Source organism: Noviherbaspirillum sp. FW303-A3 (assembly GCF_058788695.1).
In genome coordinates this window covers 4492003-4510341 of the sequence record NZ_JBYTAZ010000001.1, presented here as the reverse complement: position 1 = coordinate 4510341, position 18339 = coordinate 4492003, and the positions used below count along the sequence as shown (strand labels likewise).

Annotated in this window: 17 protein-coding genes and 1 tRNA gene; 2 read left to right on the top strand and 16 right to left on the bottom strand. The window is 57.7% G+C overall.

Going from position 1 to position 18339, the window contains the following annotated elements; translation table 11 throughout:
* Window positions 1-2: 2 nt before the first annotated feature.
* From nuoF to AC3WOY_RS21550, 10 genes are all read right to left on the bottom strand, one after another.
* The gene (gene nuoF / locus AC3WOY_RS21595) at window positions 3-1298 is read right to left on the bottom strand and encodes an NADH-quinone oxidoreductase subunit NuoF (RefSeq protein ID WP_492427514.1); all 1296 of its coding nucleotides are present in this window, start codon (window positions 1296-1298) and stop codon (window positions 3-5) included.
* A complete protein-coding gene (nuoE, locus tag AC3WOY_RS21590; protein WP_492427512.1) occupies window positions 1295-1774 on the bottom strand; it encodes an NADH-quinone oxidoreductase subunit NuoE in 480 nt (159 codons plus the stop codon). Before nuoE ends, nuoF begins: the two co-directional genes overlap by 4 nt.
* A 36-nt stretch (window positions 1775-1810) precedes the next feature.
* Entirely contained in the window at window positions 1811-3064 is a 1254-nt protein-coding gene (locus AC3WOY_RS21585) for an NADH-quinone oxidoreductase subunit D (protein ID WP_492427510.1), read from the bottom strand.
* Window positions 3064-3660, bottom strand: a complete 597-nt coding sequence (locus AC3WOY_RS21580; RefSeq protein WP_492427508.1) for an NADH-quinone oxidoreductase subunit C — start codon at window positions 3658-3660, stop codon at window positions 3064-3066. The genes AC3WOY_RS21585 and AC3WOY_RS21580 overlap by 1 nt, the downstream gene beginning before the upstream one ends.
* Window positions 3661-3679: 19 nt before the next feature.
* Entirely contained in the window at window positions 3680-4156 is a 477-nt protein-coding gene (locus AC3WOY_RS21575; RefSeq protein ID WP_163963476.1) for a NuoB/complex I 20 kDa subunit family protein, read from the bottom strand.
* A gap of 3 nt (window positions 4157-4159) precedes the next feature.
* The gene (locus tag AC3WOY_RS21570) at window positions 4160-4519 is read right to left on the bottom strand and encodes an NADH-quinone oxidoreductase subunit A (protein WP_492427506.1); all 360 of its coding nucleotides are present in this window, start codon (window positions 4517-4519) and stop codon (window positions 4160-4162) included.
* A gap of 90 nt (window positions 4520-4609) precedes the next feature.
* A tRNA-Leu gene (locus AC3WOY_RS21565) sits at window positions 4610-4694 on the bottom strand.
* A 75-nt stretch (window positions 4695-4769) separates the two neighbouring features.
* Entirely contained in the window at window positions 4770-5150 is a 381-nt protein-coding gene (gene secG / locus AC3WOY_RS21560) for a preprotein translocase subunit SecG (RefSeq protein WP_492427504.1), read from the bottom strand.
* Window positions 5151-5190: 40 nt separating this feature from the next.
* Window positions 5191-5937: a triose-phosphate isomerase gene (gene tpiA / locus AC3WOY_RS21555; protein ID WP_492427502.1), complete on the bottom strand. Its 747-nt coding sequence runs from the start codon at window positions 5935-5937 to the stop codon at window positions 5191-5193.
* A gap of 109 nt (window positions 5938-6046) precedes the next feature.
* Window positions 6047-7027, bottom strand: coding sequence for an NAD(P)H-quinone oxidoreductase (locus tag AC3WOY_RS21550; RefSeq protein ID WP_492427500.1), 981 nt, complete (start codon window positions 7025-7027; stop codon window positions 6047-6049).
* A 324-nt stretch (window positions 7028-7351) separates the two neighbouring features.
* Here AC3WOY_RS21550 and AC3WOY_RS21545 point away from each other — a divergent pair, with 324 nt between their 5' ends.
* Window positions 7352-10129 (top strand): diguanylate cyclase domain-containing protein, encoded by a 2778-nt coding sequence (locus AC3WOY_RS21545; RefSeq protein WP_492427498.1) that lies wholly within the window; start codon window positions 7352-7354, stop codon window positions 10127-10129.
* Between the two features lie 77 nt (window positions 10130-10206).
* Here the strand turns inward: AC3WOY_RS21545 and pnp are convergent, their stop codons facing one another.
* A complete protein-coding gene (pnp, locus tag AC3WOY_RS21540; protein WP_492427496.1) occupies window positions 10207-12348 on the bottom strand; it encodes a polyribonucleotide nucleotidyltransferase in 2142 nt (713 codons plus the stop codon).
* A gap of 192 nt (window positions 12349-12540) precedes the next feature.
* A complete protein-coding gene (rpsO, locus tag AC3WOY_RS21535; RefSeq protein ID WP_492427494.1) occupies window positions 12541-12810 on the bottom strand; it encodes a 30S ribosomal protein S15 in 270 nt (89 codons plus the stop codon).
* Window positions 12811-12963: 153 nt separating this feature from the next.
* Here rpsO and AC3WOY_RS21530 point away from each other — a divergent pair, with 153 nt between their 5' ends.
* On the top strand, window positions 12964-13476 hold the full coding sequence (locus AC3WOY_RS21530) for a hypothetical protein (RefSeq protein ID WP_492427492.1): 513 nt from the start codon (window positions 12964-12966) through the stop codon (window positions 13474-13476).
* Between the two features lie 63 nt (window positions 13477-13539).
* Here AC3WOY_RS21530 and AC3WOY_RS21525 read toward each other — a convergent pair whose 3' ends face one another.
* From AC3WOY_RS21525 to ilvC, 4 genes are all read right to left on the bottom strand, one after another.
* Entirely contained in the window at window positions 13540-15078 is a 1539-nt protein-coding gene (locus tag AC3WOY_RS21525) for a 2-isopropylmalate synthase (RefSeq protein ID WP_492427490.1), read from the bottom strand.
* A 332-nt stretch (window positions 15079-15410) separates the two neighbouring features.
* A complete protein-coding gene (gene pssA, locus AC3WOY_RS21520; protein WP_492427488.1) occupies window positions 15411-16292 on the bottom strand; it encodes a CDP-diacylglycerol--serine O-phosphatidyltransferase in 882 nt (293 codons plus the stop codon).
* A 176-nt stretch (window positions 16293-16468) separates the two neighbouring features.
* Complete coding sequence (locus tag AC3WOY_RS21515) at window positions 16469-17209, bottom strand: SIMPL domain-containing protein (protein ID WP_492427486.1); 741 nt, start codon at window positions 17207-17209, stop codon at window positions 16469-16471.
* Between the two features lie 101 nt (window positions 17210-17310).
* The gene (gene ilvC / locus AC3WOY_RS21510; RefSeq protein ID WP_492427484.1) at window positions 17311-18327 is read right to left on the bottom strand and encodes a ketol-acid reductoisomerase; all 1017 of its coding nucleotides are present in this window, start codon (window positions 18325-18327) and stop codon (window positions 17311-17313) included.
* Between the last annotated feature and the right edge of the window lie 12 nt (window positions 18328-18339).

Genomic DNA, 18339 nt, shown 5'->3' with positions numbered 1-18339 from the left:
TATCAAACGTACGCGGGAACGATGCAGCGCTTGTGTTCGATGTGGTATTCAAACTCGTCGCGGAAATTCTTCACGAATGCGCGAACCGGCATCGCCGCCGCATCACCAAGTGCACAGATCGTGCGGCCCTGGATGTTGTCTGCGATGGTGTTCAGCATGTCGAGGTCGTCCGCACGGCCCTGCCCGTTTTCGATACGATGGACCATGCGATACAGCCAGCCGGTGCCTTCGCGGCACGGCGTGCATTGGCCGCAGGACTCTTCGAAATAGAAGTACGACAGACGGAGCAGCGACTTGACCATGCAGCGCGTTTCGTCCATGACGATCACCGCACCGGAGCCAAGCATCGAGCCGGCCTTGGCGATGGAGTCATAGTCCATGTCTGTGTTCATCATGACTTCGCCGGTCAGCACCGGCATCGACGAACCTCCGGGAATGACTGCCTTGATTTTCTTGCCGTCGCGCATACCACCGGCCAACTCCAGCAGCTTGGCAAACGGCGTACCGAGCGGCACTTCGTAATTGCCCGGACGCGCAACGTCGCCGGACATCGAGAAGATCTTGGTGCCGCCATTGTTCGGCTTGCCCAGCGCGGCATAGGCATCCCCCCCCATGCGCATGATGAACGGCACCGCTGCGAAAGTTTCAGTGTTGTTGATGGTGGTCGGCTTGCCATACAGGCCGAAGCTCGCCGGGAATGGCGGCTTGAAGCGCGGCTGACCTTTCTTGCCCTCGAGGGACTCGAGCAGTGCGGTCTCTTCCCCGCAGATATAGGCGCCGTAGCCGTGGAAAGCGTGCAGCTGGAAGCTGAATTCGCTACCCATGATGTTATTGCCGAGGAAACCGGCAGCACGTGCTTCTTCCAGCGCCTGCTCGAAACGTTCGTACGCTGCCCAGACTTCACCGTGGATGTAGTTGTAGCCGACGGTAATGCCCATTGCATACGCACCGATTGCCATGCCTTCGATGAGCGCGTGCGGGTTGTAGCGAATGATGTCGCGATCCTTGAATGTGCCCGGCTCGCCTTCGTCGGTATTGCAGACGAGGTACTTCTGCCCGGGGAACTGGCGCGGCATGAAGCTCCACTTGAGGCCGGTCGGGAAACCTGCGCCACCACGGCCGCGCAGCGAGGAAGCCTTTAGCTCGGCGATCACCTGTTCCGGTGCGATTTTTTCAGTCAGGATGCGCTTCAGCGCCTCGTAGCCGCCACGCTTGACGTAGTCGGCGAGATGCCAGTTATTGCCATCCAGGCCAGCAAGGATCAACGGATTGATGTGACGATCGTGCAGGCAGGTCATTTCTTCAGTTCCTCCACCAGCGCATCGATCTTTTCCTTCGACATGTGACTGCACATGCGCTTGTTGTTGACCAGCATCACAGGCGCATCGCCGCAGGCGCCCATGCACTCGCCTTCGACGAGTGTGAACTGGCCGTCAGCGGTGGTTTCCTTGTAGTCGACACCCAGCTTCTCTTTCAGGTAGTGCGCAGCGCGCTCGCCGCCCGACAGGGCGCAAGGCAGGTTCGTGCACACGGAAATCTTGTGCTTGCCGACCGGCTTGGTGTTGTACATGTTGTAGAAGGTTGCGACTTCCTGCACGGCGATCGGCGCCATGCCGATGTAGTCGGCAACATCCTTCAGTACTTCCGGCGACAGCCAGCCCTTTTCATCCTGGGCGATAGCCAAGGCTGCCATGACGGCGGACTGCCTCTGGTCGGCGGGGAATTTCGCGAGTTCGCGATCGATTTTCTTGTACGCTTCTTGACTTAACAGCATGATGTCAGCCATTCGTGCGCGATGGTATCGCGCGGGTTATCGGTCAATCTCACCGAACACAATATCTTGCGTGCCGATGATCGTCACTGCGTCGGCGATCATGTGGCCCTTTGCCATTTCATCCAGCCCCTGCAGGTGCGCAAAGCCGGGGGCGCGGATCTTCATGCGGTACGGCTTGTTCGCGCCGTCCGAAATCAGGTACACGCCGAACTCGCCCTTCGGATGCTCGATCCCGACGTAAGCCTCGCCTTCCGGCACATGGAAGCCTTCGGAGAAGAGCTTGAAGTGGTGGATCAGCTCTTCCATGTTGGACTTCATGCTCACGCGGGACGGCGGCGCCACCTTGTGGTTGTCCGTCATGACTGGGCCCGGATTATTGCGCAGCCACTCGACGCACTGCTTGATGATGCGGTTCGACTGGCGCATTTCTTCGATGCGCACCAGATAGCGGTCGTAGGAGTCGCCGTTCACGCCGATAGGAATATCGAAATCGAGCAGGTCATAGACCTCGTACGGCTGGTTCTTGCGCAGATCCCACGCAATCCCGGAGCCCCGCAGCATCGGGCCCGTGAAGCCCATCGCCTTTGCGCGCTCCGGCGAGACAACGCCGATGCCGACCAGGCGTTGCTTCCAGATACGATTGTCTGTCAGCAGAGTTTCGTACTCGTCGACATAACCGGGGAAGCGGTTGGTAAAGTCTTCAATGAAATCCAGCAGGGAGCCTTGACGATTTTCGTTCAGCTGCCTGATTGCCTTCTCGCTGCGGATGGACGAGGTCGTGTATTGCGGCATGGCGTCCGGCAGATCACGATATACGCCACCCGGACGGTAGTACGCCGCGTGCATACGCGCGCCAGACACGGCTTCATACATGTCCATCAGGTCTTCGCGCTCACGGAACGCGTAGAGGAACACTGCCATTGCGCCGACATCAAGGCCATGCGCACCGATCCACAGCAGGTGGTTCAGCAGACGGGTAATTTCGTCGAACATCACGCGGATGTACTGTGCGCGCAGCGGCACTTCGATACCGAGCAGGCGCTCGATCGAGAGTACATAACCGTGCTCGTTGCACATCATCGACACGTAGTCGAGACGGTCCATGTACGGCACCGACTGCAGGAAGGTCTTCTGCTCCGCCAGCTTTTCCGTTGCGCGATGCAGGAGGCCGATATGCGGGTCGGCACGCTGAATCACCTCGCCGTCGAGCTCGAGGACGAGACGCAACACGCCGTGTGCAGCCGGGTGCTGCGGACCGAAGTTCAGGGTGTAATTCTTGATTTCAGCCATTATTTCGTCCCGTATTTTTCTTCGCGAATGACGCGCGGCGTGATTTCACGCGGCTCAATCGTCACGGGTTGGTAAATCACGCGCTTCTGCTCGGGGTCGTAGCGCATCTCGACATAGCCGGAAACCGGGAAGTCCTTGCGGAACGGATGGCCGATGAAGCCGTAGTCGGTGAGAATGCGACGCAGGTCGTTGTGGCCTTCGAAGAGGATGCCGAACAGGTCGAACGCTTCACGCTCGTACCAGTTGGCGGAGGGCCAGATCTCCGTGACCGAGGGAACGACAGGCAGTTCGTCGTCCGGGGCGAAGACACGCACGCGAACGCGCCAGTTGTGGGTAACGGACAGCAGATGCGATACCGCCGCAAAACGCTCGCCTTCCCATGTGCCATCACCGTACGTCGAGTAGTCAACACCACACAGGTCGATCAATTCTTCGAAACGCAAATCGGCATGGTCCCGCAGCACACGCATCGCCGCCAGATAATCGGATGCGCCGATCACCACGGTGACTTCACCCAGCGCGACTTTCAGGCTCCGGATCTGGCTGCCCAGCGCATTGCGGAGAGCAGCTTCGAGGGTTTCAATTTTCGTCGTCATATCTTTTTAAGCGCCCCAATCAGCGTGCAATCGTGTTGGTTCGCTTGATCTTGTTTTGCAACTGCATGATGCCGTAGAGGAGTGCCTCGGCAGTCGGAGGACATCCAGGCACGTATACGTCGACAGGCACAATGCGATCGCAACCGCGGACAACGGAGTACGAGTAGTGGTAGTAACCGCCACCATTCGCACAGGTTCCCATGGAGATCACCCAGCGCGGCTCCGCCATCTGGTCATAGACCTTGCGCAGCGCAGGCGCCATCTTGTTGCACAGCGTGCCGGCGACGATCATGACGTCCGACTGACGCGGAGACGGACGAAACACAATACCAAAACGATCGAGGTCATAGCGCGAAGCGCCTGCATGCATCATCTCGACCGCACAGCATGCGAGACCGAAGGTCATCGGCCACAGCGAACCGGTACGAGTCCAGTTGATGAGCTTGTCCGCCGTCGTGGTGACGAAGCCCTCGTTCAATACACCTTCAATAGACATGACTTACTCCCAATCCAGAGCGCCCTTCTTCCAGATGTACCAGAACCCGACCACGAATTCGGCAATGAACACCATCATCGTGATAAAGCCCTGCCAGCCGAGCTCGCGTGCTGCGACGCCCCACGGGAAGAAGAATGCAGTTTCCAGATCGAACAAAATGAACAGGATGGCGACAAGGTAGTAGCGCACATCGAACTTCATGCGCGCATCTTCAAATGCTTCAAAACCGCACTCGTACGGAGAAAGCTTTTCATTGTCAGGCTTGTGCGGCGCAAGTACGCGACCGAGAACCTGGGGAACGACACCGACGCCGATGCCAACAAGAATGAAGAGAAGGATGGGGAAGTAATTTTCGAGGTTCACGATGCGGGCCTAGTTGAATGATTTGCAAATCAAACCAAGATTCCTCGATAAAAAGCCAGCTTGGGCGTACCCCTCGCTGGCCTTATTTGTTGGTGCCGACGGCGAGACTCGAACTCGCACAGCTTTCGCCACTACCCCCTCAAGATAGCGTGTCTACCAATTTCACCACGTCGGCTCAAAGACTTACATTTTAACCTGCTTTGGGGCGTTTGTTCAATGCACAATTGCCCCACATCAAGTCGCAGACAAATTATTTTGGTATCTGATTCGCCTGACCCGCACCTTCTGCAGGAGCAGTCGGAGCTGCGGGAGCATTTGCAGCAGGAGCAGCCGGTGCATTCACGGCGGGAGCAGCAGGCAGATTCTCCATCACACCACCGCTTACGGGAGCACGCTTGTTACCGACAAATGCCAGCGCGAGCGTCGCAGCAAAGAAGACCGCCGCTGCGATTGCCGTCGACTTCGACAGGAAGTTCGACGAACCGGTTGCACCGAACAGGCTGCCAGACGCACCAGAGCCAAAGGCTGCGCCCATGTCGGCCCCCTTACCGTGCTGCAAGAGAACCAGGCCGATGATCGCCAGAGCAGACAGCACCTGGATCACGACGATGAATGTGAACATTGCGTTCATTAGTTGCTTTCCAATCTAAGGTTAATTCAACTTGCTTCGCTTACGCGGCACGAATGATTGCGAGGAAGTCGACCGCCTTCAGCGATGCCCCGCCAATAAGCCCGCCATCGATATCCGCCATGGCGAGCAATTCACCGGCGTTATCCGGCTTCATGCTGCCGCCGTACAGAATTTTGACCGCCCCTGCCGCGCCAGGGTTCTTCGCCTGAAGCCTCCCACGCAACATCGCATGCACATCCTGAGCCATTTGCGGGGTCGCGGTCTTGCCCGTTCCGATTGCCCAGACGGGCTCATAGGCGATGACGATTTTGGCCACGTCTTCGGGGGCGATAGCCGCAAGTACCGCATCCACCTGTGCACCAACGACCTCATCAGTCTTGCCCGACTCGCGCTGCTCCAGGGACTCGCCGACACAAACGATCGGCGTCACGCCGGACTGCAACGCCCTTACGGTTTTCTTTGCGACCAAATCATCGCTTTCACCATGATAAGTACGGCGCTCGGAATGTCCGACAATGACGAAGGCACAGCCAAAATCGACGAGCATCGATGCCGCGACTTCTCCGGTATAGGCGCCCGCCTCATGGATCGAAAGATCCTGTCCGCCCCACGCAATCGAACTGCCGCCGAGCAGCGACTGGCATTGCGCAAAGTAAGGCGCCGGTACGCAGACTGCGATATCACACGCCGCCTGGCCTGCACCGCTGCGGATATCGTTCAGGAGGACTGCATTGGCAGACTGGCTGCCATTCATCTTCCAGTTACCGGCAATAAGTTTGCGACGCATATGGGCCCTGAATTTTCAATAACCCTTAATTTTAGCGCGCCGCACCATTACCGGTCAAACCGGCGCTCGGCGCATGCAATTCCCCCAAGCCTCCTTGACGAGCAAAAAGCTAGCCCACCTGAAGTACGATTTTCCCGATATGAGTGCTTGTTTCCATCAGAACATGCGCCTGGACCGCCTCTTCCAGTGAAAAGACCTGATAGATGACCGGTTTCACCTTCTGCGTTTCGAGCAAGGGCCAGACATTGGCTTGCAATTTCGCTGCAATGTCTGCCTTGAAAGCGACAGAGCGAGGCCGCAGGGTGGAGCCAGTGATAGTGAGCCGGCGTCGCAGCACCTGCCCGAGATCGACCGTCGCTTTTGCGCCCCCGAGCAGTGCAATAATGGCCAGGCGACCATCGTCCGCCAGGCACTCGAGTTCACGCGGCACGTATATCCCCCCCACCATGTCGAGGATCACGTCCACGCCCTTACCGTCCGTTTCCGACTTCACCACCTCGACAAAATCTTCTGTGCGGTAGTTGATGGCACGCGAGGCACCAAGCTCTTCGCAAGCACGACACTTCTCGTCACTACCCGCAGTGGCAAAAACGCGATGGCCGAACGCGGCAGCGATCTGGATGGCCGCGACGCCGATCCCGGAGGTCCCACCCTGCACAAGGATTGTTTCCTCGCCTGCGAGATGCGCACGGTCAAAGACATTGCTCCATACGGTAAAGAAGGTTTCCGGAAGCGACGCCGCTTCCACGAAGCTCAATCCCTTCGGAACAGGCAGGCATTGTCTTGCCGGTGCTGCGCAATACTCGGCATATCCGCCTCCCTGCACCAATGCACAAACACGGTCCCCCTTCCTAAATCCGGTTCCGGACATGTCACCGTCGACGATCTCCCCTGCAATCTCGAGGCCGGGAAGATCGGACGCCCCAGGTGGAACCGGGTAATGCCCCATTCGCTGAATAACATCCGGCCGGTTGACGCCTGCGGCATGCACCTTGATCAGCACCTCCCCTTGCTTGAGTTCCGGAATCGGCCTCTCGCATGAACGCAAGACATCAGGTGGCCCGGGTTGGGCAATTTCGACAGCTTTCATGTTCCGGCTCCCCTGTGGACAGAAGAGCATTGTACGCCAGCGCCTGAAATCGATTTCCGCCCGCTACCGGCACTTTCCTGCCGGACAGTTGAGGCTGCGCAACATGCGATGCGGCACATGAGAAACAATGAAAAGCTCGGTGCCCTCTGAAGCAAATCCTGAATGTAACAAACCGATATAACAAAGTTACAAAATGATGGGAACTAAACAAGCATCTGCATTTCCAAAAGGCAATACGATTTCGCTGGGGCAAATATCATGCATTCGAATACCGGAAAGCCTAAGAAAAAACGCGATGATGGAAAATCCTCCAGGTCGTCGGCAATGAACAAGCGGCTGAGTCTGGCTCTTGAAAGTTCGGGTCAGCTAGCGTTCGACTGGAGCATTCCCGACGATTGCCTGCATTTCAGTGGTCAGCTTGCGGGCAACCTCAAGGCATTGTTGCTGGACACATCGAAGACATGGCATTCGAGCGCTCTGCCCTCCATCATTCATGAAGCCGATCTGCCTCTTTTTCGGGCACGTTTGCATGAGGCGCTCAAGGGCAACGGCGACGATGACGGCACCTCCTACCATGCGGAATTGCGCCTGAAGGACGCATCCCGCGGCTGGCGCTGGGTCAACATCAGCGGAAGGATTGTAGAGCGCGACGAAGCCGGCCGCGCGCAGCGCATGGTCGGCACATTCTCCGACATCGACGAGCGCAAGAAGGCAGAGAATCGCGTTACCCGGATGCGCGACCTGTACGCGGCCCTGAGCCAGACCAACCAGGCAATCGTGCGTATTGGAGACCGCGAAACGCTGTTCAAGGAAATCTGCCGCATTGCTGTCGAACACGGACATTTCAAGCTCGCCTGGATCGGGTTGATCGATCATGCAAATGCCTGCATCGCTCCATGTGCTGCACATGGCATCTTTCAGGACGACTTGATGGAGAGCAGGATTCCAATCGACGCATCCTTCCCGCAGCACTACGCCGTTGTTGCTGCTGCGGCACGGGAAGGACGTCCCGACCTCTGCAACGACCTTCCACTGATGCCAGCCGGAGGGGAGGTGCCGGATGTCCGCAACGGGCTCGGCTCGGTCGCAAGTTTTCCGTTTGCCGAAGAAGGCAAGACCCTGGGCGTGCTGAATCTGTACTCGACCGCGCCCCACTTTTTCGACGATCAGCTGATTGACCTGCTTGCGGAAATGAGCCGCGACATTTCCTTCGCTATCGACAACTATGCGCGCGAGTCCCAGCGCAAGGCGATGGAATCCGCGCTCATCGACAGCGAGCAGTTCAAGAGCGCCATTCTTACCGCTGCTTTGGACGGCATCGTTTCTACTGACGAAAAAGGGACGATCATCAGCTTCAATCAGGCCGCAGAGCAAACCTTCGGTCGCAAGAGCGAGGACGTGCTCGGCAGGAACCTGACCGACATCATCACGCCACCAGAGTGGCGCGAGCGGCATCGCCAAGGCGTGGAGCGGTTCCTTGAAACGGGAGAGAACTTCCTTCTCAACCGGCGAATCGAGTTGACAGCAATGCGTGCCGATGGCTCCACCTTCCCGGTCGAACTCGCCCTTGTACCCCTGAGCGTGCGCGGCGAGCGCATGTTCACGGCATTCATCCGCGACATCTCCGACGTCAAGAGAAGTCAGGCAATCCTGAAGGACAGCGCCATCAGGTATCGTCAACTCGTCGAACTGTCCCCTGAAGCCACATTCATCTGCCAGGATGGAAGAGTTGCGCTATTCAACCAGGCCGGAAGCAGGCTGCTCGCCGTACGGGATCCGGAAGATCTGATGGGACGAAACATTTTTGATTTTGTACACCCCGATTACCATGCCCTTTTTCACGAGCGCGGACGCCTTCGACCGCACGAGGCGCAGCCGACACCGTTCATTGAGCAGATATGGATACGGCAGGACGGCCTTGCGATCAATGTGGAAATCGGCGCCACGAATCTGTTATATAACGAGTTGCCTTCAGTTCAGGTAGTGGTTCGCGACATCACGGAGCGCAAGCGCGCGGAAGCATTGCAGCTCGGCCAGAATCGCATTCTCAACATGGTCGCCACAGGCGTGGCGCTGCAGGAAATCCTGATGGAGATTGCACATTTCATGGAGCGCCAGTCAGACGAAGGGCGTTGCTCCATCGTGCAGCTATCTGCCGACGGACAGACCTTGCAGGAACTGGTCGCCCCGAACCTTCCGTCAAACTTCCGCGCAAAGGCATGCGACGCACTGGCTCGGCACTATCAGTTCCAGCACGGTATATCGGCGCGTCGAGGCGAACCGGTGATGGTCAGGGATATTTCGACGGATCCGCTATGGAAAGATTCACTCGACATCGCATTCGAGCACCAGCTCAGGAGTTACGCCGTATGGCCCATCCTTGGCAAGCACAGAAAAATCCTTGGTGTGCTCGCACTCTTCTCCCACAAGCCGGTTGCGCTTTCGGAGAGAAGCCGGCAATTGTGCGAGATCTGCGCAAATCTCGCTGGCATTGCGATCGAAAGCAGAGCCTCGGAAGACAAGATTCGCCACCTCGCTCACTATGACGGCCTGACGTCGCTGCCAAACAGGTTTCTGTTCAAGGAATACCTCGACCTGGCACTTCGGACTGCGCGGCGGCATGGCAACAAATTCGCAGTCCTGTTCCTGGACCTCGACAAGTTCAAAGAAATCAACGACACATTGGGCCACGACGCCGGCGATATCGTCCTGTGCGAAATCGCATCACGCTTGCGCAGTTGCCTGAGACATACCGACAAGATCGCACGCATGGGCGGGGACGAATTCTACGTGCTGATCGAAGAACTGGATGACGCGCGTTATGTGGCGGATGTCGCCCACAAGCTCCTTGAAGCGGCGTCACGTCCCATCCTCATTGGGGGCAAGGAGTGCAAGCTGAGTGTCAGTATTGGCATCGCAATCTACCCCGATGATGGCGGCGATGGCCCGACACTGCTGAAGAACGCGGACAAGGCCATGTACAAGGCGAAAGACCTTGGCAAGAATGGCTTCCAGACCTTTTCTACACTGGATTCGTACCGCAACGAACTCTTGCTGCCTCGTGCATCTGCGCGCGCAATGCTGCATGCCCTTCTAAGTTAAGACCAGAAAACAAAAAACCACCCGGCCATTGGCACGGGTGGTTTTTTCAGTTCCAGCGCGGGTACAGCTTCGCGATGTTACTGCTGCTGTTGCTGTTGTTGCTGGGCAGCGCCGCCCTCTTCAGCAGCAGCTGCCTTCATCGACAGCTTCAGACGGCCGCGGTCATCGGTCTCGAGAACCTTGACGCGTACCTGCTGACCTTCCTTCAGATAGTCGGCAACGGCATTCACACGCTCGTTGGCGATCTGGCTGATATGCAGCAGGCCGTCCTTGCCCGGCATGACCTGGACGATCGCGCCGAAATCGAGCAGCTTGAGAACGACGCCGTCGTAGGTCTTGCCCACTTCAACAGAAGCGGTCAACTCCTCGATGCGGCGCTTGGCTTCCTGGCCGGCAGCCGCGTCGACGGAAGCGATAGTGACCACACCCTCGTCGGTGATATCGATCTGGGTACCGGTTTCTTCCGTCAGCGCACGGATCACTGCGCCCCCCTTGCCGATCACGTCGCGGATCTTTTCCGGATTGATCTTGATGGTGATGAGACGCGGAGCGAAGTTGGACAGCTCGGTCTTGCCGACCGGCATGGCTTCCTGCATCTTAGCGAGGATATGCATGCGGCCTTCCTTGGCTTGCGCCAGTGCGACCTGCATGATTTCCTTGGTGATGCCCTGGATCTTGATGTCCATCTGCAGCGCGGTCACGCCGAGAGAGGTACCGGCAACCTTGAAGTCCATGTCGCCGAGGTGATCTTCATCACCAAGGATATCGGTCAGGACAGCGAACTTGTTGCCATCCTTGATCAGTCCCATCGCGATACCGGCAACATGCGCCTTCATCGGGACGCCAGCGTCCATCAGCGCCAGGCAGCCACCACAAACGGAGGCCATGGAGGACGAGCCGTTGGACTCGGTGATCTCGGACACCAGACGCACGGAATAGCTGAACTCTTCCGGTGCCGGCAGGGCTGCTTGCAGCGCACGCTTGGCAAGACGGCCGTGACCGATTTCGCGGCGCTTCGGCGAACCCACGCGGCCGGTTTCGCCCGTGGCGAACGGTGGCATGTTGTAATGGAGCATGAAGCGGTCGGAGTACTCGCCCATGAGCGCGTCGATCTTCTGTTCGTCGCGCGCGGTGCCGAGGGTCGCGATCACGAGCGCCTGGGTTTCTCCGCGGGTGAACAGTGCCGAACCGTGGGTACGCGGCAGTACGCTGGTACGGATGGTAATCGGACGGACGGTACGGGTGTCGCGGCCGTCGATGCGCGGCTCGCCTTCGAGGATCTGCGAACGTACAATCTTCGCCTCCATGTCGAACAGGATATTGCCGACGTCGACGGAGTCAGGGGCGGATGTGCCGGCGGCTTCCGATTCTGCAGCCAGTGCGGCATTCACTTCCGTAGACACGGTCTTCAGCTTGGCAGTACGCGCCTGCTTGTCCTTGGTCTGATACGCTTCACGCAGCTTGCCTTCGGCGAGTTGCGTCACGCGTGCGATCAGCGCCTCGTTCTTGGCGGCCGGCGCCCACTGGACTTCCGGCTTGCCGCCATCGCGCACGAGTTCGTGGATGGCATCGATCACCGCCTTCATCTGGTCGTGGCCATAGACCACGGCACCCAGCATCACCTCTTCGGACAGCTGGTTGGCTTCGGATTCGACCATCAGCACAGCCTGCTCGGTACCGGCGACAACCAGGTCCATCTGCGACTTCGCCATCTGCGAGGTGGTCGGGTTCAGCACGTACTGTCCATCGATATAGCCGACGCGCGCGGCGCCGAGCGGGCCGCTGAACGGAATGCCGGCCACGCAGATCGCAGCGGATGCGCCGATCATGGAGGCGATGTCGGGATCGATTTCCGGATTGACGGACAGGACATGCACGATGACCTGCACTTCATTCATGTAACCTTCGGGGAATAGCGGGCGGATCGGACGGTCGATCAGGCGGGAGGTCAGCGTCTCCTTCTCGGACGGACGGCCTTCGCGCTTGAAGAAGCCGCCAGGGATGCGGCCGGCTGCGTAGCTCTTCTCTACGTAGTCGACGGTCAGCGGGAAGAAATCCTGGCCCGGCTTGACGTCCTTCTTGGCGACGACGGTAGCCAGCACCACGGTATCTTCGATCGAGACGACCACTGCGCCGGATGCCTGGCGGGCGATCTCGCCGGTTTCCAGTGTGACGGTATGCTGGCCGTACTGGAAGGTCTTGGTAACTTTATTGAACACGGTGTTTCCTTTCTATTTTTTCCGACAGATTTTCAGGCGCTGTCGTTCACCTCACCACGGATGACATGCCACGCATGGCTGCCATCTTTACTGCAGAATCGCTGTCGAATTGCAAACTGCAAAATGACAAAATGCCTGCATCAGAAACTGACGCAGGCATTTTTTCTATAAACCGAGCGATGGCGCAATGAATTACTTGCGCAGGCCGAGTTTTTCAATCAGAGCGCGATAACGGTTTGCGTCTTTGCCCTTGAGGTAGGACAGCAGGCGCTTGCGGCGGTTAACCATCATGATCAGGCCGCGGCGGGAGTGGTGATCCTTGGCGTGGGCCTTGAAGTGGGTGTTAAGCTCGTTGATACGGGCGGTCAGCAGTGCAACTTGCACTTCCGGAGAGCCGGTGTCGTTCGTGCCGCGGGCGTTGTCCGCGATGATTGCGGCCTTGTTGATATTTTCTACAGACATGATTACCTTTCACATGCGGTGAGCGGAGTCGCAACCCCAGACACCGTGAACAATTGATAAAAACACTTGGCCAAATTGACCAAGACGCGCAGTATAAAGGAAATGGGTCGATTATTCAAATACTTAAGGCATTTCACTCGCTGGATCAGCAAGATGAAACCTCTATCCGGAATTATTGCTTCGACAATCGCGCTGAGCCTTTCGGCATGTACAACCTTGTTCCCCGCACCGGTCAACATCGGGGACTCGGAGGCGGACGTGATTACCAAGCGCGGACAGCCTAAACAGCGATACGAGGATGGCAAGGACCGTCTCCTGGAATACCCCTTGGGAGCGTGGGGGCAAAAAACCTACATGGCGCGTCTAGGCCCGGATGGCAGAGTAGTTTCTTTTGAGCAAGTTCTTACCGTTCAGAAATTTGCCACAATTAAAGTCGGGGAAGCGACCAAGGATAGTGTCCTGAAGACGGTCGGCGGCCCCTCCGAAACTTCCTACCTGCCCCTGCGGGATCTCGAAGTCTGGTCCTATCCGTACAAGGAGTCAGACGTATGGAATTCGCTCATGCATATCCATTTCGACAAGTCCGGCGTCGTCAGGCAGATGTTGAATGGACCGGACATGCGCTTCGATCCAGACTTGAAATTTCCTTTCGGCATGATGCGGTAGCCGGAAACTGCAATAAAAAAAAGCGCCTGGATGACAGGCGCTTTTCATTTCGGCGGTCGCGGGTCAGAGCTGGGGATTAAGCTTGTCCACTTTCGAGTGCAGCTTGTTCAACGCGGACAAATACGCCTTTGCCGAGGCAACGACGATATCCGGGTCTGCACCGACGCCGTTGACGATACGGCCCGCTTTTGACAGGCGCATCGTCACTTCTCCTTGAGATTGTGTACCGGTCGTGATCGCATTGACCGAGAAGAGCAGCAGTTCCGATCCGCTCTTGGCTTCCGACTCGATGGCGTTCACAGTTGCATCGACGGGGCCGTTCCCCTGCCCTTCGCAGGCAAGCTCCTTCCCGCCCATGGTGAACACGACTTTCGCGGTCGGGCGCTCGCCCGTTTCCGAATGCTGGCGGAGCGATACGAACCGGTAGTGCTCGTTGTCGTGGGAATGCTGCTCGTCCGAGACCAGCGCGATGATGTCTTCGTCGAAGATTTCCGCCTTGCGGTCGGCAAGTTCCTTGAAGCGTGCGAATGCCGCATTCACTTCGGTCTCGGAATCGAGCTCGATGCCAAGTTCTTCCAGGCGCTGCTTGAATGCATTGCGGCCCGACAGCTTGCCGAGGACGATCTTGTTGGCGGTCCAGCCCACATCTTCGGCACGCATGATTTCATAAGTGTCGCGCGCCTTGAGCACGCCGTCCTGGTGGATGCCGGAAGCGTGGGCGAATGCGTTGGCACCGACCACAGCCTTGTTCGGCTGCACAGCGAAACCGGTAATCTGGGACACCAGCTTGGACGCAGGCACGATCTGCGTCGTGTCGATGCCGACGTCGAGCTGGAAGTAATCCTTGCGCGTCTTCACCGCCATGACGACTTCTTCAAGCGACGTATTGCCGGCACGTTCGCCGAGACCATTGATGGTGCACTCGATCTGGCGTGCGCCACCGATCATGATGCCGGCGAGCGAGTTCGCCACTGCCATGCCGAGGTCGTTATGGCAATGCACGGACCATACCGCCTTGTCGGAATTCGGAATGCGCTCGCGCAAGGTCTTGATCATGTTGCCGTACAACTCCGGCACGCCATAACCCACGGTATCCGCGAAGTTAATAGTGGTTGCACCTTCATTGATCACCGACTCGATGACACGGCAGAGGAAATCGATGTCGGAACGGCTGCCGTCTTCCGGGCTGAATTCGACATCGTCGGTGAAACCGCGCGCAAAACGCACCGCCTGCTTCGCCTGCTCGAGAACCTGGTCGGGCGACATCCGCAGCTTCTTTTCCATGTGGAGCGGCGACGTCGCGATGAAGGTATGGATACGCTTGCGTGCCGCAGGCGCAAGGGCCTCGGCTGCACGAGAAATGTCGCGATCATTGGCGCGCGACAGGGAGCAGACAGTGGAATCCTTGATGATCCCGGCAATGGCCTTGATGGACTCGAAATCTCCCGGAGATGCAGCCGCAAAACCGGCTTCGATCACGTCCACACGCAGGCGCTCCAGCTGTTTTGCGATGCGGATTTTTTCATCCTTGGTCATCGATGCGCCGGGCGATTGCTCACCGTCTCGCAAGGTGGTGTCGAAAATGATCAGTTTGTCGGTCATGCTGCTCTCCTTGAGGAAAATGCTGAAATCGGATTCTTCTTGAATGGTTCTTCGCCTGCCCTTGCCGGGTGCGGCATGAGCGGGACACTACACAAATTGTGGGGGTATGGGATTTAGCGCGCGTTAACGCACTAGTAGAAACAGCGGCAGCAGCAGGCCTAGCAGGAGGCTGCTGAAAGATGCGGATGCGGAAATGTGGATTTCGCGGGACATGCGGAAAACTATAAGCGGAATTGTGGAAAAGTGCAACTAGTGAGCAAAAAGGCGGAAATTCACCGAATTTCCGCCTCTTCGAAGCTCTTGCACAACGGCCTTTGCAGGCCTTGCCATCATCAATCCTTGGCGTCGTGGTTTTCCATTTCCGATGTCTGCACGATGCTCACCGGCTTACCCTTTGCCAGGCGCCAGAAGTAAATCACGTAGCCGGAAAGACCATACAGAACGAACATGCCGAACAGCACCTTGGGCGGATCGCTCGACACCAGCACGAAGATGAGAACGATGACGAAGATTGCGATGAAGGGAACCGACTTGCGGAAGTTTATTTCCTTGAAGCTGTAGAACGGCACATTGGTGACCATCGTCAAACCTGCATACAGGGTGATTGCCCACGCGTACCAGCTCAGGTTCTGTCCTTCGAATCCGAGGTCATGCATCAGCCAGATGAATCCCGTGACCAACGCTGCCGCCGCAGGGCTGGGCAAGCCCTGGAAATAGCGCTTGTCGACAACAGCAATATTCGTATTGAAGCGTGCAAGCCGGAGGGCAGCGCCGGCGCAATACACGAATGCCGCAAGCCAACCAAGTTTGCCCAGTCCGCGAAGCGACCATTCATAGACGACGAGTGCCGGAGCCGCTCCGAACGAGAGCATATCCGAAAGGCTGTCGTACTGCGCACCGAATTCGCTCTGGGTGTTCGTCAGACGGGCAACGCGGCCGTCGACACTGTCAAGCAGCATGGCGGCAAAGATCGCTACTGCTGCATAGTCGAATTTCAGGTTCATTGCCATCACGATCGCGAAGAATCCAGCGAACAGGTTGGCAGTGGTAAAGGCATTAGGCAGCAGGTAAATACCCCTGCGGCGCAAGGTCGGCCCTGCCGGCGGCTCTTCGGCTTCAAGCTGTGCATGATGAAGGGCACGCTTGTTCCAGCGCGCAGCCTTGAGCACGGCTCCGGTATTCGACTTCGATTTGCGGCGATTGAAGGTTGCCATTCCAAATCCGTTTCATTTGTTTGCCAATATGATCACTGCTTGGCCGGAATTGTTTCCATTGCAAATACGCGAAGCGATATCGCTCTTTCGAATCTTGCAATGGCGAAAATTAAAAGCGTGGCTATTCTAGACGACCGGGCAACAAATGTAACCTTTCGGCATGTTTTCCCTCAGCACTATCTGAAGCGGATCTTGCCCACGACGCGCATCCCCTGCGTAGTCTCGCCGGGTTCGAAACTGGGTTCTTCCACCTGCATTGCTTCCATTGGCGCAGCGCGCATTGCCTTCGCTGCAGGGGCCGCATCCTGCGCATATGCACCCGATGCCTCGAAATCCACGGTTTCAATCACGGCATCCGATGGATTCCTCCCCATGGCCTTTGCAACTGCCGCCACGCGGTCGGTCAAGTTGCGATAGGCGGCGGCAATGCGCTGCTCTTCCAGTTTCTTGCTGGTTGCCTCCGTCAATCCGAAATGCAGGCTGTTCAACGCAAGGATGCGCTGTGCGGCTGCGATCATTTTCGGCAAGCCGGCAAGATTGGGCGTGCTGACCTCAAGATATTGACCGACGCGCCAGCTGACAGGCTGACGGCCGCGGCTGCCTTGACGCGGCTGCACAGGATCGTCCGCGTAAACCGGGTAAGTGTAGTAACCGCGCGTTTTCAGTACTGCTTGCGGATCTTCCTTGCGAACGATGTCGGTACCCTGCTTCATTTTCAGGTTGACGCGGGATGCGGCGGCGGCCTTGTCCTTGTCCTGCTCCTCGACCATCAGTGTGGCACGCGCCTCATCGTTTGCCTGCTTGACTTCGCCATAACCGGGAACGATGACGAGCGTTCCGCTTGTTTGCATGGCGGGCTGGGCGTGCGCTACTGCTGAGGCCACCAGAAACATGAGTCCGGCAAGAAAACGTGCCATGAAATTCTCCAAATAAAAAAATGGGGCTGCACCATCAAGTGCGCCCCATTCATTTTACTCAACCCGGACAATCTTAACGATTGCCCAAGTATTCCGTCCGCTTAGTTCTTGGACTGGTCGACCAGCTTGTTCTTCTTGATCCACGGCATCATCGCGCGCAGCTTCTCGCCGACTTGCTCGATCTGGTGCTCGGAGGTCAGGCGGCGACGGGAAATCAGGGTCGGTGCGCCGGCCTTGTTTTCCAGGATGAAGCTCTTCGCATATTCGCCGGTCTGGATGTCCTTCAGGCACTGACGCATGGCGTTCTTGGTGTCTTCGGTGACGACGCGCGGGCCGGTGACGTACTCGCCGTACTCGGCATTGTTGGAGATCGAGTAGTTCATGTTGCCGATGCCGCCTTCGTAGATCAGGTCGACGATCAGCTTCAACTCGTGCAGGCACTCGAAGTAAGCCATTTCCGGAGCGTAGCCGGCTTCCACCAGCGTCTCGAAACCGGCCTTGATCAGTTCGACGGTACCGCCGCACAGGACTGCCTGCTCGCCGAACAGGTCGGTCTCGGTCTCTTCGCGGAAGTTGGTTTCGATGATGCCGGCACGGCCGCCGCCGTTGGCCATGGCGTACGACAGGGCGATGTCACGGGCGCTGCCGGACTTGTCCTGGTACACGGCGACCAGATGCGGCACGCCGCCCCCCTGGGCGTAGGTACCGCGGACGGTGTGACCCGGAGCCTTCGGGGCAACCATGATGACGTCGAGGTCGGCACGCGGCACAACCTGGCCGTAGTGGACGTTGAAGCCGTGGGCGAATGCCAGTACCGCACCCTGCTTCGCGTTCGGAGCGACGTTTTCGGTGTAGACCTGGGCGATGTTCTCGTCCGGCAGCAGGATCATGATGACATCGGCAGCCTTGACTGCCTCGTTGACTTCAGCCACGTTCAGGCCGGCGTTCTTTGCCTTCTCCCAGGACGCGCCGCCCTTGCGCAGGCCGACGGTGACCTTCACACCGGAGTCGTTCAGGTTTTGTGCGTGTGCGTGACCTTGCGAACCGTAACCGATGATGGTCACGTTCTTGCCTTTGATGAGGGACAGGTCGCAGTCTTTGTCGTAGAAAACTTTCATTTCTTTTCCTAA

Coding starts and splice junctions, on each gene's coding strand:
- nuoE (WP_492427512.1), bottom strand. CDS start 1,774: ATGCTGTTAAGTCAAGAAGCGTACAAGAAAATCGATCGCGAACTCGCG.
- ilvC (WP_492427484.1), bottom strand. CDS start 18,327: ATGAAAGTTTTCTACGACAAAGACTGCGACCTGTCCCTCATCAAAGGC.
- AC3WOY_RS21575 (WP_163963476.1), bottom strand. CDS start 4,156: ATGTCTATTGAAGGTGTATTGAACGAGGGCTTCGTCACCACGACGGCG.
- AC3WOY_RS21550 (WP_492427500.1), bottom strand. CDS start 7,027: ATGAAAGCTGTCGAAATTGCCCAACCCGGGCCACCTGATGTCTTGCGT.
- AC3WOY_RS21545 (WP_492427498.1), top strand. CDS start 7,352: ATGAACAAGCGGCTGAGTCTGGCTCTTGAAAGTTCGGGTCAGCTAGCG.
- rpsO (WP_492427494.1), bottom strand. CDS start 12,810: ATGTCTGTAGAAAATATCAACAAGGCCGCAATCATCGCGGACAACGCC.
- AC3WOY_RS21530 (WP_492427492.1), top strand. CDS start 12,964: ATGAAACCTCTATCCGGAATTATTGCTTCGACAATCGCGCTGAGCCTT.
- AC3WOY_RS21525 (WP_492427490.1), bottom strand. CDS start 15,078: ATGACCGACAAACTGATCATTTTCGACACCACCTTGCGAGACGGTGAG.
- AC3WOY_RS21580 (WP_492427508.1), bottom strand. CDS start 3,660: ATGACGACGAAAATTGAAACCCTCGAAGCTGCTCTCCGCAATGCGCTG.
- pssA (WP_492427488.1), bottom strand. CDS start 16,292: ATGGCAACCTTCAATCGCCGCAAATCGAAGTCGAATACCGGAGCCGTG.
- nuoF (WP_492427514.1), bottom strand. CDS start 1,298: ATGACCTGCCTGCACGATCGTCACATCAATCCGTTGATCCTTGCTGGC.
- AC3WOY_RS21515 (WP_492427486.1), bottom strand. CDS start 17,209: ATGGCACGTTTTCTTGCCGGACTCATGTTTCTGGTGGCCTCAGCAGTA.
- tpiA (WP_492427502.1), bottom strand. CDS start 5,937: ATGCGTCGCAAACTTATTGCCGGTAACTGGAAGATGAATGGCAGCCAG.
- secG (WP_492427504.1), bottom strand. CDS start 5,150: ATGAACGCAATGTTCACATTCATCGTCGTGATCCAGGTGCTGTCTGCT.
- AC3WOY_RS21585 (WP_492427510.1), bottom strand. CDS start 3,064: ATGGCTGAAATCAAGAATTACACCCTGAACTTCGGTCCGCAGCACCCG.